21 protein-coding genes and 1 tRNA gene are annotated in these 21,901 nt (G+C 53.6%); 9 read left to right on the top strand and 13 right to left on the bottom strand.

What is annotated here, in order from left to right; all coding sequences use genetic code 11:
* Positions 1 to 590: 590 nt before the first annotated feature.
* The 3 genes from UF64_RS12565 to UF64_RS12555 all read left to right on the top strand — a co-directional run bounded on the left by UF64_RS12565 (position 591) and on the right by UF64_RS12555 (position 3,629).
* Positions 591 to 2,183, top strand: coding sequence for a bifunctional UDP-sugar hydrolase/5'-nucleotidase (locus tag UF64_RS12565; RefSeq protein ID WP_044828851.1), 1,593 nt, complete (start codon positions 591 to 593; stop codon positions 2,181 to 2,183).
* Positions 2,184 to 2,342: 159 nt separating this feature from the next.
* Positions 2,343 to 3,290: a carbohydrate kinase family protein gene (locus UF64_RS12560; protein WP_044828850.1), complete on the top strand. Its 948-nt coding sequence runs from the start codon at positions 2,343 to 2,345 to the stop codon at positions 3,288 to 3,290.
* A gap of 96 nt (positions 3,291 to 3,386) precedes the next feature.
* Complete coding sequence (locus UF64_RS12555; protein WP_044828849.1) at positions 3,387 to 3,629, top strand: Lrp/AsnC ligand binding domain-containing protein; 243 nt, start codon at positions 3,387 to 3,389, stop codon at positions 3,627 to 3,629.
* A gap of 84 nt (positions 3,630 to 3,713) precedes the next feature.
* Here the strand turns inward: UF64_RS12555 and UF64_RS12550 are convergent, their stop codons facing one another.
* On the bottom strand, positions 3,714 to 4,211 hold the full coding sequence (locus UF64_RS12550) for a hypothetical protein (protein ID WP_044828848.1): 498 nt from the start codon (positions 4,209 to 4,211) through the stop codon (positions 3,714 to 3,716).
* Between the two features lie 249 nt (positions 4,212 to 4,460).
* Here UF64_RS12550 and UF64_RS12545 point away from each other — a divergent pair, with 249 nt between their 5' ends.
* Both UF64_RS12545 and UF64_RS12540 read left to right on the top strand, forming a co-directional pair.
* Positions 4,461 to 5,240 (top strand): GNAT family N-acetyltransferase, encoded by a 780-nt coding sequence (locus UF64_RS12545; protein WP_044828847.1) that lies wholly within the window; start codon positions 4,461 to 4,463, stop codon positions 5,238 to 5,240.
* A gap of 86 nt (positions 5,241 to 5,326) precedes the next feature.
* Positions 5,327 to 6,154 (top strand): 1-acyl-sn-glycerol-3-phosphate acyltransferase, encoded by an 828-nt coding sequence (locus UF64_RS12540; protein WP_044828846.1) that lies wholly within the window; start codon positions 5,327 to 5,329, stop codon positions 6,152 to 6,154.
* A gap of 6 nt (positions 6,155 to 6,160) precedes the next feature.
* On the opposite strand, the gene UF64_RS12535 is transcribed toward UF64_RS12540, so the two are convergent.
* Together UF64_RS12535 and UF64_RS12530 are read right to left on the bottom strand one after the other, a co-directional pair.
* Positions 6,161 to 7,021: a cupin-like domain-containing protein gene (locus tag UF64_RS12535; protein ID WP_044828845.1), complete on the bottom strand. Its 861-nt coding sequence runs from the start codon at positions 7,019 to 7,021 to the stop codon at positions 6,161 to 6,163.
* Between the two features lie 261 nt (positions 7,022 to 7,282).
* Positions 7,283 to 7,375, bottom strand: a tRNA-Ser gene (locus UF64_RS12530).
* Between the two features lie 282 nt (positions 7,376 to 7,657).
* Between UF64_RS12530 and UF64_RS12525 the strand changes: the two genes are divergently transcribed.
* Positions 7,658 to 7,879 carry a hypothetical protein gene (locus UF64_RS12525; RefSeq protein ID WP_044828844.1) on the top strand — a complete coding sequence of 74 codons (222 nt, stop codon included), beginning with the start codon at positions 7,658 to 7,660 and terminating at the stop codon, positions 7,877 to 7,879.
* A gap of 156 nt (positions 7,880 to 8,035) precedes the next feature.
* Here UF64_RS12525 and UF64_RS12520 read toward each other — a convergent pair whose 3' ends face one another.
* The 7 genes from UF64_RS12520 to UF64_RS12490 form a co-directional block, all read right to left on the bottom strand.
* On the bottom strand, positions 8,036 to 9,214 hold the full coding sequence (locus tag UF64_RS12520; protein ID WP_044828843.1) for an MFS transporter: 1,179 nt from the start codon (positions 9,212 to 9,214) through the stop codon (positions 8,036 to 8,038).
* A gap of 56 nt (positions 9,215 to 9,270) precedes the next feature.
* Positions 9,271 to 10,302 (bottom strand): GlxA family transcriptional regulator, encoded by a 1,032-nt coding sequence (locus UF64_RS12515; protein ID WP_044828842.1) that lies wholly within the window; start codon positions 10,300 to 10,302, stop codon positions 9,271 to 9,273.
* A gap of 132 nt (positions 10,303 to 10,434) precedes the next feature.
* Positions 10,435 to 12,123, bottom strand: a complete 1,689-nt coding sequence (locus UF64_RS12510; RefSeq protein ID WP_044828841.1) for a hypothetical protein — start codon at positions 12,121 to 12,123, stop codon at positions 10,435 to 10,437.
* Between the two features lie 256 nt (positions 12,124 to 12,379).
* The gene (locus UF64_RS12505) at positions 12,380 to 12,973 is read right to left on the bottom strand and encodes a membrane integrity-associated transporter subunit PqiC (protein ID WP_082049738.1); all 594 of its coding nucleotides are present in this window, start codon (positions 12,971 to 12,973) and stop codon (positions 12,380 to 12,382) included.
* Entirely contained in the window at positions 12,970 to 14,649 is a 1,680-nt protein-coding gene (locus UF64_RS12500; protein ID WP_044828839.1) for an intermembrane transport protein PqiB, read from the bottom strand. Before UF64_RS12500 ends, UF64_RS12505 begins: the two co-directional genes overlap by 4 nt.
* The gene (locus tag UF64_RS12495; protein WP_044828838.1) at positions 14,646 to 15,962 is read right to left on the bottom strand and encodes a paraquat-inducible protein A; all 1,317 of its coding nucleotides are present in this window, start codon (positions 15,960 to 15,962) and stop codon (positions 14,646 to 14,648) included. The genes UF64_RS12500 and UF64_RS12495 overlap by 4 nt, the downstream gene beginning before the upstream one ends.
* A gap of 146 nt (positions 15,963 to 16,108) precedes the next feature.
* Positions 16,109 to 17,008 (bottom strand): LysR family transcriptional regulator ArgP, encoded by a 900-nt coding sequence (locus UF64_RS12490; RefSeq protein ID WP_044828837.1) that lies wholly within the window; start codon positions 17,006 to 17,008, stop codon positions 16,109 to 16,111.
* A gap of 102 nt (positions 17,009 to 17,110) precedes the next feature.
* Here UF64_RS12490 and UF64_RS12485 point away from each other — a divergent pair, with 102 nt between their 5' ends.
* Positions 17,111 to 17,737, top strand: coding sequence for a LysE/ArgO family amino acid transporter (locus tag UF64_RS12485; protein WP_044828836.1), 627 nt, complete (start codon positions 17,111 to 17,113; stop codon positions 17,735 to 17,737).
* Between the two features lie 23 nt (positions 17,738 to 17,760).
* Here UF64_RS12485 and UF64_RS12480 read toward each other — a convergent pair whose 3' ends face one another.
* On the bottom strand, positions 17,761 to 18,339 hold the full coding sequence (locus tag UF64_RS12480) for a thymidine kinase (protein WP_044828835.1): 579 nt from the start codon (positions 18,337 to 18,339) through the stop codon (positions 17,761 to 17,763).
* A 69-nt stretch (positions 18,340 to 18,408) separates the two neighbouring features.
* Positions 18,409 to 19,320, bottom strand: a complete 912-nt coding sequence (locus tag UF64_RS12475) for a LysR family transcriptional regulator (RefSeq protein WP_044828834.1) — start codon at positions 19,318 to 19,320, stop codon at positions 18,409 to 18,411.
* A gap of 106 nt (positions 19,321 to 19,426) precedes the next feature.
* Between UF64_RS12475 and UF64_RS12470 the strand changes: the two genes are divergently transcribed.
* Together UF64_RS12470 and UF64_RS12465 are read left to right on the top strand one after the other, a co-directional pair.
* The gene (locus UF64_RS12470; RefSeq protein WP_044828833.1) at positions 19,427 to 20,107 is read left to right on the top strand and encodes a type 1 glutamine amidotransferase domain-containing protein; all 681 of its coding nucleotides are present in this window, start codon (positions 19,427 to 19,429) and stop codon (positions 20,105 to 20,107) included.
* A 69-nt stretch (positions 20,108 to 20,176) separates the two neighbouring features.
* Complete coding sequence (locus tag UF64_RS12465; protein WP_044828832.1) at positions 20,177 to 20,377, top strand: heavy-metal-associated domain-containing protein; 201 nt, start codon at positions 20,177 to 20,179, stop codon at positions 20,375 to 20,377.
* Positions 20,378 to 20,444: 67 nt separating this feature from the next.
* Here UF64_RS12465 and gatB read toward each other — a convergent pair whose 3' ends face one another.
* On the bottom strand, positions 20,445 to 21,899 hold the full coding sequence (gene gatB / locus UF64_RS12460; RefSeq protein ID WP_044828831.1) for an Asp-tRNA(Asn)/Glu-tRNA(Gln) amidotransferase subunit GatB: 1,455 nt from the start codon (positions 21,897 to 21,899) through the stop codon (positions 20,445 to 20,447).
* Positions 21,900 to 21,901: the final 2 nt, after the last annotated feature.

Here is a 21,901-nt window from a genome sequence, read left to right as displayed (position 1 = left end):
CCTTCCGCCAATTCCCTTGATCGGCGGAACTCCCTCATCGAAAAAACGTGGCTCACAGCACGATGAAACGCGGGCTTCGGTCCCTCAACCAATGTAGCGCGGGTGATCATGCTGCGAACGCTAATGGTAACTACAAAATATAGTGCCCTGTAAATAGCCGAGCACGCAAGACTTCGACAAAACCTGTCCGTTTGGTCAAAATCTGCCTAACGCAGTTATAGCTGAATATCGCCCATCTGCGGGGTTTCCCTTAGTTTTATGCCTATCAGCGCGAAGATAGTGCTTCAATCCTGAGTGCTGAATTTTCTTGAGCGTAATGAACGCAACGGGCACCAAATCGGATCAAACACACCAGCGAAAGTTGAAATTGGTCCACCACCGATTCTGACGAACTCCGTCGGATCGGACAGCCCAGCACCTTCAAGGCAAAGTGTAATTTTCACCACACCTTCAACAACCGGACATACCGTTGTTCGAAAATTGGTGCTAGCATCTCGCGGGGCAAAAATTTTCCGACCCACAGATTAGATTTTTCAAAACATCCCTTCCCGATCGGGTCAGGACGGGCTGATTATTGTTGGAGAACAGGAATGAAAAGAACAATTGCGGGGCTGCTATCGGCTTGCACCATGCTGAGCCTTGGTGCCGGAAGCGCATTGGCCGATTATGATTTGCGTCTGATCCATACCAATGATGTGCATGATCGCGTTGAATCCGTCACGAAATATAACAATACTTGCAGTGCAAAGGACGACGCCGAAGGCAAATGCTTTGGCGGCTATGGTCGTCTTGCCACGGCCATTCGCGATGCCCGTGCTGCGGGTGGTAATGTTCTTGTTGTTGACGCCGGCGATCAGTTCCAGGGATCCCTTTTCTATTCGACCTACAAGGGTTCCTTGACGGCTGAATTGATGAACCTTGTTGATTATGATGCGATGGCAGTCGGCAACCACGAATTTGATGATGGCCCCGACGTTCTGGCAAGTTTCATCAAATCGAGCCTGACACCGATCCTGTCGGCCAATATCGAAGCAACCACCGATGGTCTCAATGAACTGATCAAACCGGAAACCATCATCACGGTGGGTGGTGAACGCATTGGCATCGTTGGCCTGACCACTCCGGAAACCGCTGATATCTCGAGTGCCGGTCCGAACGTCAAGTTCAACGACCTTGCACAATCGCTACAGGCGTCTGTAGACCGCCTGACGGCACAAGGTATCAACAAGATCGTCGTGTTGAGCCATTCGGGTTCCTATGCCGATTTTGACTATGTCAGCGACGTCACTGGTGTTGATGTGATTGTTGGCGGCCATGACCATCTTCTGTTCTCCAACAGCAATGACAAGGCGTCTCATCCCTACCCGGTCGTCAAGAATGGCGCGGATGGCAAGCCGGTGCTGATCGTTCAGGCATATGCCTATAGCCGCTATCTTGGTGATTTGAACGTCACCTTTGATGATGCTGGTGTTGCAACTGCTTGGTCGGGTGACCCGATTGCCCTGGATGCAAGCATCCCCCCGGCTGAAGACGTTCTTGCAGTCATCGAAAAGGCCAGTGGTCAGGTTGATGCGGTTCGAACCCTTGAAGTTGGTAGCTTCACCGCGCCGGCCGACGGCTCACGTGAAACCTGCCGCGCAATGGAATGCTCCATGGGATCACTTGTTGCCGATGCGATGCTGTGGAAAGCCGGTGAAGGTTATCAGATCGCCATCCAGAATGGCGGCGGTGTACGTGCAAGCATTGATGAAGGCACCGTCACGATGGGTGAAGTCCTGACCGTTCTGCCGTTCCAGAATGCGCTGGCAACCTTCAAGCTTTCAGGTGCGGATATCGTTGCATCGCTTGAACATGGTGTCTCGCTTGTTGAAGAAGGCAAAGGCCAGTTCCCGCAGGTTGCTGGTCTGAAGTTTGACCTCGATCTATCAAAGCCTGCCGGATCGCGCGTTTCCAATGTCATGGTCGCCGAGGGCGATGGCTTTGCCCCGATTGATGCAGGCAAAATGTATGGCGTTGTTTCCAACGACTTCATGCGCAATGGCGGTGATGGTTATGCCCTGTTCCGTGACAATGCCACGGATGTCTATGATTTCGGCCCGAACCTTGAACAGGCAGTTGCCGACTATATCGGGCTTAACTCCCCGGTGACGCCAACAACCAAAGGCCGTATCAATCTTCAGTAAGCAAGTTGCGGATTGAACCCGACCAACAGAAGGCAGCCCTTATCCGGGCTGCCTTTTTGTTTTTCTTGCCTTGATACGCGCTTGAGGCTTATGAACGTCGCTTGTCGTAACTGACCCGTCACGCGTGTGACGTCCCACTATAATGAGCACCCGTTCTCTATGACGCCTACTCCCAACATCTTTTGTTTTGGTGCCGCCCATTTCGACCGCACCTTGCAATGTACCGAGACTTTTGTTCCCGCGGCCTCCAATCCGGTTCGGACCTTGCATCGCAAACCCGGCGGTGTCAGTCGCAACATTGCCGTGCATCTGAGACTTCTGGGCAACAATGTCGCCATGTTAGGGGCAGTCGGCGATGATGGTGATGGTGATCAGGTCATGGAGGCCCTGTCGGAAATCGGAATTGATACCCGCCATCTGATGAAAATCGATGGTATGGCCACAGCCGGTTACACAGCGCTCCTAGATGAAACCGGTGAACTTGCGCTTGGCATGATGAATGCCGAGGTCTATGACCTGCTGACCATTGACCGGCTGGAACCAAGCCTTGCGAACCTTCAGGCGCGTCCCTGGTGGTTGATTGATGCCAACCTGCCGACCGAGAGCATTCAGTGGCTGGCAGCGAACAAGGCAAGCAGCAAGTTCTGCGCAGCCACCGTATCGCCGAGCAAAGCCGCACGGTTCAAACCGGTGCTTGATAAACTCGACCTTCTGATTGCCAACCGCGCCGAGACACGGGTTTTGACGGGTATCGAGATCAATGACCTGACGCAAGCCAAAGTGGCGATCGAACTTCTGCGCGGTAAAGGCATCCCGGATGTTGTTATTACCCTGGGTGCGCAAGGCGTTGTATCGTCGACATCGACCGGAACGGCGTTCTGGCACCCCCTGCCGACGAAGGTGAAGGATGTTAATGGCGCTGGCGATGCTTTCTATTCCGGTTTCCTGTCTGCCTACTCAAAGCCACAGACAAGTTTTGAAGACGCCATGGCGTCGGGCCTTGCGATGGCCAGCCTGACGGCAGAAACCGAGGGCACAACTGTCTGGGATCTGTCGCAGGATGCCGTCACAGCACGCGCGGCAAACGCCGAAAGCAAACCTCTTTAAGCCACTGATGGCTTGCAACAGCCTGCTTGATGATTGCATGCATCATTTAACGAAGGTAGCTTGTGATGAATTCAAACTCAAACCGGAGCCGATCCGATGCATCCATTTTTCATCTTTGTGAAATGTGAACTTGGCAAAGCCTATGACGTCGCGGCAGAACTTGTCGAAGAAGTAGAAGGCGTGTCTGAAGTTTATTCGATCTCCGGCCCGTTTGAACTGCTGGTCAAGGTCTATGTCGAAGACGAACAGGATATCGGGCGCTATGTGAACGAACAGATCCACAAGCTGCCCTTTATCAAGGATACCCAGACCATCATTACCTTCAACGCCTTCACCTAATTCAAGAAAGCGTTCAAGAACGGAACACGAAAAAAGCGGTGCCCGTTGGACGCCGCTTTTTCTATTGGCCAGAGGTTGCCGGGCTTAATTCCCTGCGACATCCCGGATCACATCCAGAATGATCTCGGTCCCCTTCTCGATCAGGACAACATCATCGCCAACAATCTGGCGCAATGCACCATCGGCACGTGCTGGAAGCCGGGAGATCAGGTCGTCGGGCAAATCACGCTTTGCAATGCCTGGCGGCAAGGTGCCACCACGTTCAAGCTTCATGGCAATCCCGGGTGGCAAACCTTTATTCCCTTTGCCCTTATTGTCCTTGCCGTTGTTCGCCTTGCTCTTTTTGTTGCCGTCACGGTCTGACTTGTCGTCCGTCTGTCCGGTCGCGACATCAAGCACATCGCGAATGATCCGACGTTCTTCGTCACTGAAAATGCCGCCGCTTCGCGCTACTTCGACCACATTGTGATCGTGGGTCGATTGCGCTGGATGTGACTGCACAGGTGTCGTCAGTACAACAGTGGCACCAGCGAAAACAAAGCCGGTCGTTATGGCTTTGACCCAGTTGGTTATGAACGGCATGGCGACCTCTTCTTCGTGAAAACATCGAATTTAATGTGGGCATGGCGTATGAAATTGCGACACGCCCATTTAAGACAACGTTTTCTGAATCCCATTCATGCCATTCATCTCAAAATATTGCGGGAAACGACATAGAACGGCCACTATCTTATTGTTTTCATAGACTGTTCGTTATGTGGTATAGGCTATCACTTGGTCGTTTAACCCGCGCAATCCACGCTTTATCAGAACAACAGAATATAGTTTTCTATGGCCTCTGGTAGATATTCCGTTCATCTCGCCAATACTGAAAACGATCTGAAGGCAGCACAAAAACTGCGCTTTGAGGTCTTCTTTGGCGAGTTTCATGCCAAAGCCTTGACCGAACAACACACGGCCGGTCTCGACAGCGACAAGTTCGACCCGTTCTGCAAACACCTGCTTGTTGTCGACAACGACAATGACCAGAAAGTCATTGCGACGACGCGCCTGTTACTTTCGGCGCAAAAGCCTGCAGACCTGAACTATATTGCGCAGGAGGAGTTTTCCATTCCCCTGCTTGATGCTGTGCAGGACAACTGCATGGAGGTCGGACGGTCCTGTGTTCACAAGTACTACCGTGACGGCAAGGCGATTCAACTTCTGTGGCGAGGAATTACCAAACTGATCTTCACGCACGACATTCGATATCTGTTCGGCTGTGCAAGCTTCCACGGGACAGATATCGACAAGATTGCCACTGAACTGTCGTACCTGCATCACTATCAGCTGGACGACACGCCGCATGTGGCGCGTGCACTCGATTATCAGTCGATGAATCGCATACCAAAAGCCGAAATCAACCCCGAAGACGCCCTTGGGCAACTACCACCATTAATCAAGGCTTACCTCTCGCTTGGTGGGGTTGTCGGCGATGGGATCGCTCGTGATCCCGATTTCAAGACACTTGACATCCTGATCACCGTCGACGTCGACAAGGTCCCAGACCAATATTATCGGTTCTATAAGAAGCAAGCCGATCGACTTGATCTTGAACCTCTAGATGCATGATTCTCTTTTCATGTTGCACCTAGACCTGCTTTGCAACATGAAAAGAAAAACCTCACCCTGGCATTCATCAAGGACTTCTGAGCGTTTTGGACCAGACTGTTACATCGAACGACATCGCACCGATTACCCCTGCCCAACATGTAAAGGCCGGCATCAAGTTCACGGTGCTTATGATCTGGTTGTTTGTGTTGTTGATACCTTTCCTGATCCTTGAGGGCCTTAAAATCCGCGCCAGCGCGGAGATTGTACGCCTGTGGCATATCGGTGCGCGCAAGATCACTGGCATTCGGGTCGAGCAAAGCGGGTCTCCTTGCGGAACCTTGCCGCTGCTTCTTCTGGGGAACCACACGTCCTATCTTGATATTCCAGTGATCAATTCGTTGTTCACCGTCAATTTCATTGCGAAGTCCGAAGTTCGCAGTTGGCCTGGTATCGGTTTTCTCGCGCGCTGTTGCCAGACGATTTTCGTTGAACGCCGTGCAATCAAATCCCACGAACAGATCAAGATCCTGCGAGAAAAGATTTTGCCGGATCGTCGACTGGTTCTGTTTGCCGAGGGAACCAGCACCGATGGCAGCGTCGTCCTGCCATTCAAATCGTCACTGATGGAATTTGTCTTTGACGAAAAGATCGCCGAAGTCTGCCACGTTCAGCCGATCACGGTGCTTTGTCTGAAAGACGAATCACAGGACGATGAAGCATCCCCGGAACCCGAACGTGTGCTTTACCCATGGTTTGATGACACGTCGCTTGCGTTTCACTTCTGGCGGTTCATGGCAACAAAGGGCTGTACTGTCAAAGTGCATTTCAGTCCAAGCCGCCCGGTTTCCGAATTCGCAAACCGCAAGGAACTAACCCAGTGGGCCCATGCGGGCGTTCAGAAAGGCTATGACATCATCCTGAAAAAGGACTGACGTCTCCTACGCCTTGCGGGCGCGGGCCTGCGCCCAGTCTTCCTTCATCTGATACCACTTCTTCTCGCCAATCATCCTGCCGAGATACTGGTCGATCACCTTGAGCTTGATAATGCTGGCAAGTCCGGCCACACGTGCAGGCCAGGTTTCTGGCAAAGCGCGCAAGGTCAGGCTGATACCCGCCGTGCTGTATTCGATGAAGTGCCACCAGCGGCTCGGGATAAAAATGGTATCACCTGGCTCGAGGATGCATTCGTACCCGGTAATGTCTTTCAGCTTCGGGTAGCGTTCCAGATCCGGGTTGCGGAAATCAACATTGCACGACACTGTTAGCGGATGCCGATAAAGCTGCCGCTCATTTTCACTGCCATACAGAATAACCCGCTTGGTGCCGGTCATTTGCGTCAGGAAAACGTGGCTGTGATCAAGGTCATAATGAATATCGACATAGGCGTCCTGCCCACCGACAAACAGGAACGGATGGTTCTTAAGGAAAGTCACACCGAGATCGGGGTATGAAAAATCTTCGCGCAATTGCGGCATGTATTTGAACACATTGAACAAAAACATTCGAAGCGGCGTCGGGCCGGCCTGAATCAGATCAAGATACTCGCCAAACGGCATGTTCTGGGTCACATCCAGATAATCATTGTCCGAATTGGCAAATGCTTCGCTGTAAAGCGGCACTACCACATCGCCACAGCCCTGCTTGAGATAGTCATAGGTCCATTTTTGCGATGCCGGCCAATTGGCTGCGAAGCTGCGCATGATGACGGGGCGTTTTGGCTTAAGATACCGCTCGATAAAATCTTCACGGCTCAGATCATCTTGTCGGTCAATAGTCAGATAACTTAAGTCATGCTTCATTTTGGGCCCGTCGGTTTTCTTATCTTCCGCCTTATATTCGGATCAATGAACGTGTTTCAGATACATCATAGCCATCAGATGAAATCAAGCTTGTGACACCAACCAGGAAACACGCTAACCGTTTGTAACTTCAAACGTCATGGTACGCGAGAAGGTCTTAACAAGACGTCTTTCGCAACCGCCCTAGCTCAGCCGGCCGATGTTGGTAAAATGTCATGGCCCGAAACGAAAAAAGCACCCCGTCTTGGGGTGCTTTTTCACTGGCGGGCAAGGAGGGATTCGAACCCTCGATAGGGCTTGTCACCCTATACTCCCTTAGCAGGGGAGCGCCTTCAGCCACTCGGCCACTTGCCCTCTATCTCCTTGGTGTTCCCTGCGGAACGACGCCTTTCTTAAACATCGCCATGGCGCATGTCAATGCCCGAAACCGGCGATAAGGACGTTTTCTTTTTAACAGTCCTGACAAATAAAACCAGCAGCTTTTTGCCGGCTTTGTTCAGTGCATTTCCCGGTTGAAGGACAAAAGAGTCTTCAAACCATCACACGGCTGTCATCGGTTGGCAAAAAACAGATGTCATAAAGCGATGGTCGATTGGTTTTTCACCGTCTTATGACGTAAATGCTGGTTGGAGAAAGATGCGTACGATCTATCAAAGCACCGACGATTTCGGTCACACCCTCCGCGCCCTGAAAATGACCAAGGAAGGTCACAACGATCCGGTTTACATGGGTCTTGTCATTCAGGATCGCGAAGTTCTGTTCCGTACCCGTGAAAACAGCTCACGCGATTTCGTTTTGCAGAAGATCAAGGAATTTGTTGCTGGCAACGCGGCAACACTGGCACCCCAACCGGCCTGATGGCCGGTTTTTTATTGCCATAAACATGCGGCCTTTCCCGTTTGGCCCGTCATGCGCAGAAAGGCATTGCGGCCATTTCAGTCGCGCCGGGGCGACACTCCCCGTTCGCCCTGTAACTTCACCGCCGGTCAGAACGACCGGCGGTTTCTTTTATCTTCATACCTGCGCGGTTTCCTGCCGCGCTACATAGGCCCGCCACATCAAAAGCAATGCAACGGCCAGCACCGGTAAAACTCCATAGTTTACCGGAACCCAGCCTGCCCCAGCGATCAATGCGCCACTCGCAATTGATGCCAGTGTGGCGGTAATGCTGTTGCCAAGCTCCATCAAACTCTGCGCATGCCCGCGTTCGGAAATATCATGCCCCTCGCCCAGCAATGTTGTACCGGCCAGCAGCATCATGTTCCAACCAAACCCAAGCAGGAATGAACTGATAAGAAACGCGGCAACCGAAATTCCCGAAACTGCAACCGCTACATTTGCCGCCAGAATAAGCGCCCCCGCCGATGCCACCCGGCGCGGGCCGATCCAGTCAATCAATGGTCCCGCGATAAAAGCCGGCAAGAACATACCGATCATGTGCCAACGAATGACATTGGCGGAGACATCGACATCATAGCCGCAATACTTCATCGCGAGCGGTGTCGCGGTCATGACCAAAACCATAATCCCCTGCCCGGCGGCACTGATGGCGATCGCCCCGCGAATGACCGGACGACGCAGTAGTTTCGCCATCACTGTTCTGCTTGGCCCGCTACGCTCCGGAATACCTCCATCAGGCAACATGGTCATCAGGATGGCACCAATCGCTGCCAAACCGGCCAAGGCGACATAAGCCCCGGAAAATGGTACCGGCAGCATATCGCGGCTGGCCGCTGCAACTTCAGGCGCGATCAGTGCGGCCAACACGCCCCCACCAACGACGAGTGCTGCAGCACGGCCCTTTTGAGCCGGCTCGACGGTTTCCAGTGCAGCGTAGCGGTAATACATGGCGGAAGCCTGATAGGTGCCAATCAGCGCTGGCGCCAATGCGACAATCCAGAACGCCCCGATATAGATCCCGTAGGCCACCAGAAACCCGCCAACAACGCCAAACACCGCCCCGATGGAAAGCCCGACACGCCGACCATGGCGCTGCATCAACATCGCCAGCGGGTGGACAGAAACCAGATTACCAAGCATGAGAACGCCAAGCGGCAAAGTCGCCAGTGCCGGTAGCGGCGCAAGCGAGACACCAACAATCGATGTCAGCGTAATCCCGATCAATGAACAGGACCAATAAAGCGCCTGGGCGATAAAAAGCAGACGCAATGGTCCATTGGCCAGCAACAACATGTTCCCAACTCCCAATTCGTAAACCGTGATGAAGAATGAAGGTCTTTAGGCCTCTGTCAGGTTGTCGCCATCAATGATTTGCGGGCAAAGCGCTCTGCATATTCCTGTGGGCTGACAGACAGATGACGCTGAAACGCGCGCCGCAACGTTTCGGGATGGCGAAACCCGCAGAGTTCCGCCACCTGACCAACTGCCAGCGCCTCGTCCTGCAACAGAGCCCTAGCGGCTTCAACGCGAACACGTTCGACATAGCGCGCCGGGCTCATGCCGAGATCGCGGGTAAAGACACGCGAAAAGGTGCGTGGTGTCATGCCGGCACGCTCGGCAAGCTTTTCAAGCGAGAGATCACTGGCGATATTGCCCGGCAACCATTCAAGCAAGCTGGTCAGACGCGCTGTGGTTCCGGTTTCCGGGATCAGATAGGCACTGAACTGCGCCTGCCCGCCGGGTCGCTTAAGGAACATCACCAGCCTGCGCGCCACAGACAGGGCGAGGCTCCGGCCAAAATCCGCCTCGACGATTGCCAGAGCCAGATCAATTCCCGCCGTTACACCGGCCGATGTAAAAACATGCGGATCGCCATCCAGCCCAGCCGGGTCATAGCTGTGCAGCCGATCACCCATCATCTGAATGGCCGGGTATTCCCGCGCCATCTGATCACAGCGCGACCAATGGGTGGTCGCCATTTTGCCATCAAGTACCCCGGCCTCGGCCAGAATAAGGGCACCTGAACAAATCGAACCCAATCGCGGCACATTGGTGTTTGCCTTGCGCACCCAATCGACAATCTCGGGATTGTCGCGGACCGCCCAGACACCCGTGCCGCCCGGAATGAACAATGTGTCGACCGTGCCAAGATCAAGGTCACGCCACCCAATATCGGCATAGAACCGCACGCCACATGACGTACTTACAGCTCCGATCCCCTCGGCGACGACGATCCCTTCGTAACCCTGCGGTCGCCCCAATGCAGCCAATTCGTCATTTGCCGAGCCAAACACCTGCAGCGGACCAATGACGTCAAGGCTCATGACATCTTCAAAGGCATAGCAGGCGATTTTTCTTGGGGTTTGGGTTGGTTTCGACATCACGGCATCTCCTTGTCACAGATACAGGATGCCGGAGATTGATTTTGGCAACAATGACAAACACCCCACGCCTTTTGCCAGTTGGCTTTCGCGGGGTGTTCAAATCAATCGGTATTACGAAAGGTTTTCGGGTCAGAACCCGCTTCGTTGCAGCAACGCATAGAAGTCACGTATTGTGCCTTCCTTGGTTGTCATATCCTTGATGTCATCGACCAGCTTGTCGGTGAAATTGGGCTGTTTGAGATACCCCACCACCCTTTTTCGGGCCATGGCTGCTGATTTACCTTCGATCAGCACGCCGCTTGAACAGAACTGAACAAGCATATAGGCGCGCTTGCGCAAATGCAGTGACGGATTATCGATCCGTTCGATAACCTTTTCACGGACCAGATACTCCGCCAGCCCATCATCAAGCTTGCTGGCAATTTCCGTTTTCTGCTCGTCCGGTACATTCGATGCGGCAAGCACATCATTCATATGCTTGACGGTTGCCATCTTGTCGCGTGGCTTGGCTTCCGGATCACAGAATGCGCGCAGTGCACGCATATCTTTTACCGAATCCAGCATCATGGTGTAGAGCTCATCGGAAAAGTCTTCGACAATGCCGCTATTCGCAACCGCGATCAGCCAAGTCAGTTTACGGAAGTTCGGGAGCAGACGGCTGTTGATTTCCGCCACACCTTCAATCAGTGCACGCGGACCGCCAACATTGCGCAAACGCGCACCGCGTTCGGCAATCGCGCTTACCATTGGCGTACCATAAACCACGCCCTGCTCGGTAATCAGTCGCTCAAGGATACCATCAAGTGGATCCGGGTCGCTTTCATGACGCTGCAAGCTGTTTGCGCTTTTGAGTTCACGTACGATGTAATCAAACATCGCTTCCTGACTGTTCGCCAGAAGGCCCGACCCAAACAGCGGGTTCAGAAGCTCGAGGATATCATCGGCAGCACCGCGATTGCCCTTGGCGCGACCAAGCGCAAGGTCGATATGCAGGGTCACTGCTTCGCCAAAGCTGCGCGAACTGCCAAGCAGTTCCTTAAGTGCGACGGGAGAGCCAAGAATATCGGCAATCACGTCATCAATCATCTTGCGCGCGGCTTCGTCTTTCTCATCGCCCTTGACCTTGAGCGCCAGGTCAAGCTTGCCAACCCAGTTGCGGGTAGAAGAAAGAACGCGCGTCAGCGCAACCATAGTCAGGAAGTCGGTATCTTCGGCAAGATTCAGGCGACGGATTTCATCGCGCACTTCGGTGATGGTGGCATCTTCGAATGCCGGGAGATCGACTTTTTCCACTTCGCGGGCGCGCGCAGAAAGCTGCTCAATCGCGCCGTGAAGATTGTTCATCGCCTCGATATGATCACCTTCGGTCGCCTTGGCATGAAGCCCGGCAACCTTGTCGACCGCAGTCGGCATCAAGGTGTCATGGAACATCAGCTTGCGCAGGTTCTGGTAATTATACATTACCTCGCAAGGTGTCAGAATTTCCTGTTCGAAATACTTGCGCAGCAACCGGTTGATGGTCGCGCGGCTTTCTTTCTGCAAAAGGTCGTTATCGGTTTCGCATAGTGGCGCTTCTTCGATGGATGAAACGCGAACGTCATCATCCTGATCCTCGCCAGCTCCTTCTTTTTCGAGAAGTACCTTTTCGATATGACGACCGTCGCCGCGTTCCCAGTTACGAATAACGCGCACGGCAGAGATCTTCGTTTTCACAAGCTTTTCAGCTTCTGTAACCGCTTCCTTTTCGACATCAAATGTCGAATGGATTATCCAGCGATCCCCACGCTGGACCATAACTTCAAATGTCGTATCCGACATAACGCGCTCTGGCTCCCTAACTTCCTGTTTGGGCGGCATGTGATTGCCGTATAACTAGTCAGGCGCGTGTCCCAAATTTTTATATTTATTCTTCTTTATAAAGCCAATCGGCATATTAAAACAATAGTTGGATGCAGTAGCTTTATATACTTTCGGTTATTTCTTTAGATTTTTCTGAATTTTTATCCCTTTTGCGGTTGAATCGCAAAAGCCAATCAACTGTGCATAGATGTGACGGACCGCCTTTCCGGCACAATCACGGAATCCGCATCGCAATTTCGCTGGTCAAATCAGCAAGCAGACTGCTCATGCCAATCACTGTGCCCTCAATGCTCGAATCACCGGGCGCACTCACCTTGTTGTATTTTGCTGCTGCGACGATCTCACCAGTTGAGAAATGAACAAGTTTCCAGCGTGCTGTCAGATTGACATTGCCATCCGCCTGACGCTCGAACGCATCAATATCAACAACGACCTGCCATTCGACCATATCCCGGGAATTCCACGGAAACACTTCCAATCGCGATGCGACACCTGCCCTGTCCAGGTTATCCATCAAAACACGATTGATGTTCTCAGCAAGCGGCTCGGCCCAGCGGTAGCCGGACTTGACCTCTGGCCGGTTGGCAGCACTTCGCGTAACAATGGTTGATCGATCCAGATAGCTCGGAATGCTCACTGGCCCGACTCCGATAACCCGCGTTGCACCGCTTGAAGATGCCGGTTGCGCCATCGGCGACAGCAAATAGTACTGATCCGGAACCGAAGGCGATGCACAGGCGACCAACACGGGTGCAATCAGCAGAACCAGGTATCGCGAGATCATTTTTCGAACTGTCTGTCGCATCATTCATCCTCCTCCGGCCCGCTTTTGCCAAGGATCAGGGCACTCGGGTTCTGTTCAAGAAAATCAGTTAGTTCGCGCAAGGAACGCGCCGTTGCGCCAAGCTCTTTCAGCGCCTGCTCCAGATTATAGCGCACGGGTGATGTCGGTGCGGTTACATCACGCACCCCGCCCAATGCCTCACGCGCGGCATCAAGTGCAGTCTGGGTCGCAGGCAGGACACTGGCATCAAGATTGGTGACAAGGGTACTGATCCCCGCAGCGGCCTGTTGCAGGCTGACCATTCCGTTATTGAGTGCGGGGGATGTAACGATATTTTCCATGCCCTCAACAGTGCCCAGCAGCCGAATGCCGATCTCTTCAATCGGGAATGTTTCGACCTTCTCAAGCAGGCTGGTCAGCGAATTGGCAATCTCGTCCAGTTTTTGCGGCAATGTCGGCAATTCCGGCAAATCGCCCTGCCCGTCGCCAAGATAGCGCGCCGGTGACACCGGATGCATCGACAGATCAACAAACAACTGACCTGTGATGAAGCTTCCTGTTTTCAGACGCGCACGCAGGCCATTATCAATCAGGGTTTCGATGGTTTCCTGCGGATCGACATCGCCCAACCGGCCACCAACGATACTGACCCGTTCGGGTTCGAGTTTGACTTCCACCGGCACACGGAAGGCATGTTGTGTCACGACATATTCAAGATCGACACTTTCAACGGTGCCGACACGGATGCCGTTGAATTCCACTGGCGCACCGCGCGACAGACCGCGCACGGAAGAATCGAAATACAGCATGTAACGCTGGCTATAGCCTTCGGCGAGCAGCTCGGCCTTTTCCAGGCTTTCATGCAGACGGAACACGGTATCGGCATCCGCCATTGCGTCATCTTCATGTCCGGGTGGCGTATAGAAATTGATCCCGCCTGCCAGGACCGAGCGTACCGACTGCGCACGTACCGAAAAGCCTTCGGCATTCAGATCAAGTGCAATCCCGCTTGAATCCCAGAAACGGGTTTGCCGTTTGACCAGCGCATCGAACGGTTTGCGCACAAAGACCGGTATCGAGACCTCTTTGGCATTTGCATCAAGTTCAGTATCAAGCACCTCGCCGACTTCGATCCCGCGCAGCAGGACCGGTGTACCCTCGCCCAAAGAGCCAAGCTCCTCAGCGGTCAGGACAAAGCGTGTACCGTCCTCTTCATTCGGAATGAATTGCGGTTCTTCTTCCCCAACAAAGCTCCGGGCCTTTTCGCCGGACTTGTCAGGAACCACTTCGATATAGGCGCCCGAAACGATGGTTTCCAAGCCGGTGATGCCCCGGGCACTTACGCGCGGGCGCACGATCCAGAACTGCGTTTTGTCGGTCAGGTAATCTGCAAGATCGGCGTTCATACGGATCGTCAGGAGAACGTGTTGCAGATCGTCGGCAAGGGTAATGGCGGTCACCTGGCCAACATCGACATCGCGGTATCGCACGGCAGTCTTGCCCGCAGACAATCCCTCGGCGGCCTCAAAGCTCACGGTGATTTCAGGGCCTTTTGACACGATATCGCGCCACAAAAGCCACCCGCCAACTATCAATGCCACCAGAGGCACAAGCCAGATGATCGAAAAACGGCCCCAGCCTTTTTTGACGTCAGGTTTTTCCGGATGCTGTTCCGGTTCAGAACTGTTCACCTCACTCATGACGGGACCCCCTGTTTTTCACCGCGGTCTTGTTTTGAATTTGTGCCACCCAACATCGCTCCCCTGCCAGATTGCATTCCGGCCCGATCCCAAATCAGACGTGGATCGAATGCCATGGCCGATAACATGGTCAGAATGACCACTCCGCAAAATGCCACAGCCCCGAAACCCGGTTGAACCGTTGCGATATCGCCAAGCTTCACCAGTGCGGCAAGGATCGAGACCATAAATACATCGACCATCGACCAGCGCCCGACAAGTTCAGTAACGCGGTAGATCAGGGTACGTTCCCGGAGCGGCCCGGAAAGGCCAAGAGCGGTTGCCAGATACACCCAGCCCAGCAGCACGATTTTCACAATCGGCACCAGAATGCTGGCGGCAAAGACAACAATCGCGATCGGCCATTCCCCGGCATTGATCAGGGCACTGACGCCTGACAGTATTGTATCGGCTTCACCCCGGCCAAGATAGGTCACCGTCATGATCGGAAAGACATTGGCCGGAACATACAAAATGACCGCCGCCAACAATAATGCCCACGCGCGTGACAAGCTTCTTGGTTTACGAAGATGCACCAAATCACCGCAACGTGGACAGCGGACATCTTGGCGCCCATTTCCCAGCACAACCATCGCACAGGTATGACACGTCAGAAGCGGTTCTTTCTGATGGTCCGCGTCGGCAATGTCGTCTGACGTTGGATATCGTAGGGTGCCTGGCGCCAACCGCCGCCAGACATAGCGTGAATCCAGTGTGACATTCATCAGAAGCACGGTCGGGATCAGGCAGCAAATGGCAAAGAACGCCGGTCCGGCGATCACCTCGGCAAAATCGGTGAGTTTGGTCAGCGCCACCAGCAACCCGATCAGGAAGACATCAAGCATCGACCATGGCCGGATCATTGCAAGAATGCGCCAGACCTGCTGCATACCGGGTACTTGTTTGTTGAGCGTAATCGGAGCCAAGACATATATGTGCGCAAGGATTAACCCTAGTGGGGCCAGCATCGAGGTCACAGCAACCATGATGGCCAAGAACGGAAATCCTTCGCGCCAGAAGGTCACAACACCGCTGCCCAGTGTGTTGCTTTCAACCCGCCCTTCCATGGCAAAAGTCAGAACCGGATAACTGTTGGCAATCAGGAACAAAAGAAAGGCCGTAATGGCCAGCGCCAAGGGCTTGTCAAAGCGCGCCTGTGCAGCACTGTAAAGCGGCGAACCACATCGAACGCAATATGCGACACTGCCCGCCGGGATGTCCTCCTCGACGTGGAGATAGTCGCAATGTTCACAGGCGATCAGTCGATGAGACATTGTTTTCCTGTTTTTACAATCCGTTATCCGGACTGGCTCACACATCAAAGTAAGCGACACTTTTACCGACAAGTCAAATTGCGCCGCTATGCGGCTATGAATGTCTTTGCCAATTGCGACGAAACAATGTTCAGAAAACTCTGATTTTACATGCCTATTTCAGGCAGATGGCGTCGCGCTTCCGCGAGGACGATCTCATTGGCCTGATCAAGCAACCGGCTGTTGATGGTCTTGTGATGCCAGTAAAGCGGTCGATCAATCTCAAACGGACAAGGGCGAACAAGCTTTCCGGTGCGCAAACCCGCCTCGGCCTGATGCTGCTCAACCACGGCATAGGCCACACCTTGCTCTGCCAAGGTCACAAACCCTTGCGAACTTGGCACTGTGTGGGCTGGGAATTCGCCAGGGTTCAGTCCGAAATACTGATGCAGAAACTGGTTTTGCAGTTCGTCATGTTCGGAAAAGTTCACTGCCGGACAGGCGCGCAACGCATCCGCCGTGACCCCATCCTTGAAATATCGTTCCTGAAACTCTGGCGAAACCACCATGAAATAGCGCATGAAACCAAGCGGCCGAACCCTGCAGCCCTGAATGGGTGTGTCGCGCAAGCTTACCGCACCAACCACGTTGCCTTCTTGTAAGGACTGATGATTAAGCGATTCATCATCGACCACCAGATGCACGAGAAGGCCAAGCTGTTCAAACAGGCGCTTGGGCACATCAACAAACCAGGTCGCAAGACTGTCGGCATTGACTGCCAAGGTGACCTGACCGAAACCGCTTTCCGGCTGCACATCGGGCAATTCACTACCCAGATCCTGCTCAAGCAGGCGAACGCTTTGATAATGCGCAAGCAATCGCTGCCCGGCCGCAGTGGCAGCAATCGGTTTGGCCCGGACAATAAGTGGCTGCCCCAATCGTTCCTCAAGCAGTTTGACACGCTGAGACACCGCTGATTGCGTCAGTCCCAACGCACGTGCTGCCTTTTCGAAACTGCCGAAATGGATAACCTCGGCACAGGCCTGAACCAGTTTGTAATCGAGCATGATCAATCATTATTTTTTCTAATGATTGATAAGTATAATTCGATTTCCTTAACTCTGAAAGCTGTTATCAACGACGCATCACCATCATGGGAACGTCGAAAAATGCTTTTAACCTATCTCACCGGATTTGGCCTTGGCGGCGGGCTGATCATCGCGATTGGCGCCCAGAATGCCTTTGTTCTTGGTCAGGGCTTGCGGCGAAACCATCCAGTGATGGTGGCCTTCGTCTGTGCATTGTGTGATGCGGTCCTGATTGCGGCCGGAGTTGCAGGGCTTGGAACGCTGATTGCCGCCTACCCGCTGCTGACAAGGATTGCGGCATGGGGTGGCGGCGCGTTTCTGATCTGGTACGGGTTTGGTGCGCTCCGGCGCTTGTTTGAGACCGAAACACTGTCAGAGGAAGCAATCTCAAAGACCGGCTGGAAAGCGGTTCTTGGCACCACACTCGCCGTCACGCTTTTAAACCCGCATGTATACCTCGATACCGTTGTCATGCTGGGCGGCATTGGCGGGCAATACCCGGCGGATGAAAGGCTTGGCTTTGCGCTGGGCGCCATGAGCGCCAGTTTTGTCTGGTTCTTTGCGATTGCGCTGGGGGCGGCGTGGCTTGCGCCCTATGTCGCGCGCCCGATCACGTGGAAGATCATTGATGGGCTGACGTGCGGGGTGATGTGGCTGGTAGCCTACAGCCTGCTGGCGCCAGAGATCGGCGCTCTCATGGCCGGTTAGACGTTACGCGCAGCAATGAGAGCCTATTCGCCCATAGCTTCCTTGAAATGGCGGCGGCAGACCGGGACATAACGGTCATTCCCGCCAATTTCGACCTGTGCGCCTTCGCGGACCGGGTTTCCGTTTTCATCAACGCGCAGCACCATGCCGGCCTTGCGTCCACAATGGCAAATGGTTTTAAGCTCATTGAGCTTATCCGCCCACGCCAGCAACCATTTGGAGCCTTCGAAAAGTTGACCCTGGAAGTCGGTGCGGATGCCATAGCACAGCACCGGAATGCCATGAATGTCAGCGATATCGGAAAGCTGCCAGACCTGATCTTTTGACAGGAACTGCGCCTCGTCAATCAGGACGCAATCGACCTTGCCCTTTTCAATCTGTTCAAGGATCAGGGCGGTCATATCGGTGTTGGCGTCAAACAGAAGTGCCGGGGCTTCCAGCCCAATGCGCGAGGCAATCTTGCCTTCCCCGAAGCGGTCATCAAACGCAACTGTCATCAGCAACGTTTCCATGCCGCGTTCACGGTAATTGAAGCTCGCCTGCAGCAGCGTGGTCGATTTCCCCGCATTCATCGACGAGTAGTAGAAAAACAGATTGGCCATGGGTCCCCCGATCAAGTCAGAACGGAAATACCCGATCATTCACGATTGATCAATACAGCGAAGCGGCACTCAGCCGCCATTGCGCGAAATATCAATATCGCGCATGTCGTTACGCATGAATTCCAGCAGCGACTGGATCTTGGCACTGCGTGTCACACCTGCGGCGAAAACAGCATAAATCTCCAAATCCGGAAGCCTGCAATCCGGCAACACCCAAACCAGCCTGCCATCCCTGATTTCATCCTGAATATCGCAAAGCGGCACCACCGAAAGACCGTGCCCACCGCGCATGAACTGCAAACGGGCAGTCGCGTTGTCGACCCGGACATTGCCTTTGACCCGGACTTTCTGTTCCGCGCCATCACACATCAAGGTCAGGGTTTCCGGTACGCGGCTATACATCACCCAGTCATGGCTCGCCAACTCATCGACGGTTTCGGGGGCACCGACCCGTTCAAGATATGCCGGGCTGGCACAGATAATTCGCCGGGTCTGATAAAGCTTGAAGCTTTTGAGGTCCGAACTTTTAAGCGGACCGGACCGAATGCCGATATCAATGCCCAACTTGATCAGATCAACAACCTCGTCGCTTAAATGCACATCGATTGCGACGTCCGGATATGTCTGCCGAAAGCGATTCAGAATGGGAACGATCCGTAAATTGCCGAGGTGTACCGAAGACGTGATGGAAATTTTACCAACGGGCTCGTCACGCAATTCCTCAACCCGTTTGCGGGCTGCTTCGGCTTCGAGCGTGATGGTCCGGCAACTGTCGTAATACCTTGCGCCGGCGTCGGTCAGGCTGAAGGTGCGTGTGCTTCGGCGGAGCAACGGCACGCCAAGTTTAGCCTCAAGCTGGCGGATTTGATGGGATATGGCAGCACGGCTGAGCCCCATTTTGCGGGCTGCTGCGGAAAACCCGCCTTCATCAACCACGCGGGCAAAGATCATCATCGCCCTGACTTCATCAAGTGCTGACATTTTATACGCTCAAATATTTTGACAATCTGTCCAATTATTCACTCTAACGCAAAATTACTCAGCCAGATACCATCGGGGCAAATGAAATCCACACACGGAGGACCTGATGCGTATTCTGATGATTGTTACCTCGCACGATAAAATGGGTGATACCGGTCACAAGACAGGGATCTGGCTTGAAGAGTTTGCCGCCCCCTATTACCGCTTCCTTGATGCTGGTGCCGAGATCACCCTTGCCTCCCCCAAGGGCGGACAGCCGCCGCTTGATCCCAATAGTCAGGTGCCAGACGCCCTGACCGATGCGACCAAACGTTTTGAAAATGATGCAGATGCTCAGGCGGCATTTGCCAACACGGGCACGCTTGATGACCTAAAGGCCGATGACTTTGACGCCCTGTTCTATCCGGGCGGCCATGGCCCGCTTTGGGATCTTGCAAACGACACCAAATCAATTGCCCTGATCGAAGCCTTCACCGCACAGGACAAACCGGTCGCGGCAGTCTGCCATGGCCCGGCTGCCCTTGTTGGCGCCAAGAGCACAGACGGAAAACCATTGGTCGCAGGCAAGAAAGTCACCAGCTTCACCAATGACGAAGAAAAAGCCGTCGGACTTGAAAACTTCGTTCCGATTTCAATCGAAGACGAGTTCAAAAAGCAGGGCGCAACCTTTGAACGCGCCGAAAACTGGGCGTCCTTCACGGTTGTCGATGGCAAACTGGTTACCGGACAGAACCCGGCATCCAGTGAAGAGACAGCAGACGCTGTACTGAAACTGCTTTCTGCTTAAATCGCTTGACCTTCCAGCCACTGGAAGGCGTATGTTCCTTCCATAAAACGAATCCTACGGAGGTGAAACATGCGCCTGAAAGTCGAAAACATGAGCTGCGGTCACTGCGCAAACGCGGTGACCAAGGCATCCCAAAATGTACCCGGCGTCGTTGACGCCAAGGTTGACCTTGAAGCCGGTGAACTGGCTGTCTCAGGCACGCCCGATGAAGCAGCCCTCATCGCTGCCATCGACAAGGCCGGTTACCCGGCACAGGTGATTGAAGGTTAAACTTCCAATCCTCACACAAAAAAAGCCGCCCAATCGGGCGGCTTTTTCTTTGGTCTGATGAATAGGATCAGCCGAGGATCTTGTCACGCAGCAGTTTGTTGACCATGCCCGGGTTGGCCTTGCCGCCCGTGGATTTCATGACCTGACCGACGAACCAGCCAAGCATTTTGTCCTTACCAGCACGAATCTCTTCAACCTTGTCCGGGTTCGCGGCAATGACTTCGTCAATCGCCGTCTCAATGGCACCGGTATCGGTGATCTGTTTAAGACCTTTTTCCTCAACGATCTTTTCCGGATCACCGCCGGTTTCGATCATGATTTCAAAGACATCCTTGGCGATACGGCCAGAAATGGTGTCGTTCGAGATCAAGTCGATCAGCTTGCCAAGGTTTTCGGCCGTTACCGGGCTTTCGGCGATACCGACTTCCGCCTTGTTCAGCGCACCGAACAGGTTGGTGATCACCCAGTTCGCCGCCAGTTTGCCATCACGGCCCTTGGCAACGACTTCGTAGTAATCAGCCTTTTCCTTTTCTGCGACAAGAACACCGGCATCATATGCCGACAGGCCGTTTTCACGCATGAAACGGGCTTTTTTCTCGTCCGGCAGTTCCGGCAGTTCTTTTTCGATTTCCGAAACGAACGCGTCATCAAAGACCAGCGGCAGCAGGTCCGGATCCGGGAAATAGCGATAGTCATGAGCCATTTCCTTGGAACGCATCGAGCGGGTTTCGCCCAGACGCTGATCATAGAGACGGGTTTCCTGCTGGATTTCGCCGCCACCTTCGATCACTTCGATCTGGCGTTTTGCTTCGATCTCGATCGCCTGCATCACGAAACGGATGGAGTTGACGTTCTTGATCTCGCAACGCGTGCCAAAACCTTCACCCGGACGACGGACAGAAACGTTGGCATCGCAACGCATGGAGCCTTCGTTCATGTTGCCATCGCAGGTGCCAAGATAACGCACAATCGCACGCAGCTTGGTCAGATACGCACCGGCTTCTTCCGGCGAACGGATATCAGGCATGGAAACGATTTCCATCAACGCAACACCCGAACGGTTCAGGTCGATATGCGAATATTTCGGGTCCTGATCATGCATCGATTTACCGGCATCCTGTTCAAGATGCAGACGTTCAATGCCAACCGACTTGGTCGAACCATCCGGCATATCAAGAATGATCGTGCCTTCGCCGACAATCGGTTTGTCGAACTGCGAAATCTGGTAGCCCTGCGGCAGATCAGCATAGAAATAGTTTTTGCGGGCAAAAACGCTTTCCTTATTGATCTTTGCCTTAAGGCCAAGACCGGTTTTAACCGCCTGACGCACGCATTCTGCGTTCACGACAGGAAGCATGCCCGGCATGGCCGCGTCAACGAGGCTAACGTTGCTGTTGGGATCATTACCGAACTTCGTCGATGCACCGGAAAACAGCTTGGACTGCGAAATCACCTGGCAGTGGACTTCCAGACCGACAACGATTTCCCAAGGGCCGGTTGAACCTTCAAGAATATAGCTCATGG

This window comes from Thalassospira sp. HJ (assembly GCF_000948415.1).
GTDB lineage: Bacteria > Pseudomonadota > Alphaproteobacteria > Rhodospirillales > Thalassospiraceae > Thalassospira.
The sequence above is the reverse complement of the archived record's forward strand: the minus strand, read 5'-3'. Positions and strand labels throughout refer to the sequence as shown.

Excerpts from the sequence above, each read along its gene's own strand:
- UF64_RS12565 (WP_044828851.1), top strand. The coding sequence starts at position 591 with ATGAAAAGAACAATTGCGGGGCTGCTATCGGCTTGCACCATGCTGAGC.
- UF64_RS12560 (WP_044828850.1), top strand. The coding sequence starts at position 2,343 with ATGACGCCTACTCCCAACATCTTTTGTTTTGGTGCCGCCCATTTCGAC.
- UF64_RS12555 (WP_044828849.1), top strand. The coding sequence starts at position 3,387 with ATGCATCCATTTTTCATCTTTGTGAAATGTGAACTTGGCAAAGCCTAT.
- UF64_RS12550 (WP_044828848.1), bottom strand. The coding sequence starts at position 4,211 with ATGCCGTTCATAACCAACTGGGTCAAAGCCATAACGACCGGCTTTGTT.
- UF64_RS12545 (WP_044828847.1), top strand. The coding sequence starts at position 4,461 with ATGGCCTCTGGTAGATATTCCGTTCATCTCGCCAATACTGAAAACGAT.
- UF64_RS12535 (WP_044828845.1), bottom strand. The coding sequence starts at position 7,021 with ATGAAGCATGACTTAAGTTATCTGACTATTGACCGACAAGATGATCTG.
- UF64_RS12525 (WP_044828844.1), top strand. The coding sequence starts at position 7,658 with ATGCGTACGATCTATCAAAGCACCGACGATTTCGGTCACACCCTCCGC.
- UF64_RS12520 (WP_044828843.1), bottom strand. The coding sequence starts at position 9,214 with ATGTTGTTGCTGGCCAATGGACCATTGCGTCTGCTTTTTATCGCCCAG.
- UF64_RS12515 (WP_044828842.1), bottom strand. The coding sequence starts at position 10,302 with ATGTCGAAACCAACCCAAACCCCAAGAAAAATCGCCTGCTATGCCTTT.
- UF64_RS12510 (WP_044828841.1), bottom strand. The coding sequence starts at position 12,123 with ATGTCGGATACGACATTTGAAGTTATGGTCCAGCGTGGGGATCGCTGG.
- UF64_RS12505 (WP_082049738.1), bottom strand. The coding sequence starts at position 12,973 with ATGATGCGACAGACAGTTCGAAAAATGATCTCGCGATACCTGGTTCTG.
- UF64_RS12500 (WP_044828839.1), bottom strand. The coding sequence starts at position 14,649 with ATGAGTGAGGTGAACAGTTCTGAACCGGAACAGCATCCGGAAAAACCT.
- UF64_RS12495 (WP_044828838.1), bottom strand. The coding sequence starts at position 15,962 with ATGTCTCATCGACTGATCGCCTGTGAACATTGCGACTATCTCCACGTC.
- UF64_RS12490 (WP_044828837.1), bottom strand. The coding sequence starts at position 17,008 with ATGCTCGATTACAAACTGGTTCAGGCCTGTGCCGAGGTTATCCATTTC.
- UF64_RS12485 (WP_044828836.1), top strand. The coding sequence starts at position 17,111 with ATGCTTTTAACCTATCTCACCGGATTTGGCCTTGGCGGCGGGCTGATC.
- UF64_RS12480 (WP_044828835.1), bottom strand. The coding sequence starts at position 18,339 with ATGGCCAATCTGTTTTTCTACTACTCGTCGATGAATGCGGGGAAATCG.
- UF64_RS12475 (WP_044828834.1), bottom strand. The coding sequence starts at position 19,320 with ATGTCAGCACTTGATGAAGTCAGGGCGATGATGATCTTTGCCCGCGTG.
- UF64_RS12470 (WP_044828833.1), top strand. The coding sequence starts at position 19,427 with ATGCGTATTCTGATGATTGTTACCTCGCACGATAAAATGGGTGATACC.
- UF64_RS12465 (WP_044828832.1), top strand. The coding sequence starts at position 20,177 with ATGCGCCTGAAAGTCGAAAACATGAGCTGCGGTCACTGCGCAAACGCG.
- gatB (WP_044828831.1), bottom strand. The coding sequence starts at position 21,899 with ATGAGCTATATTCTTGAAGGTTCAACCGGCCCTTGGGAAATCGTTGTC.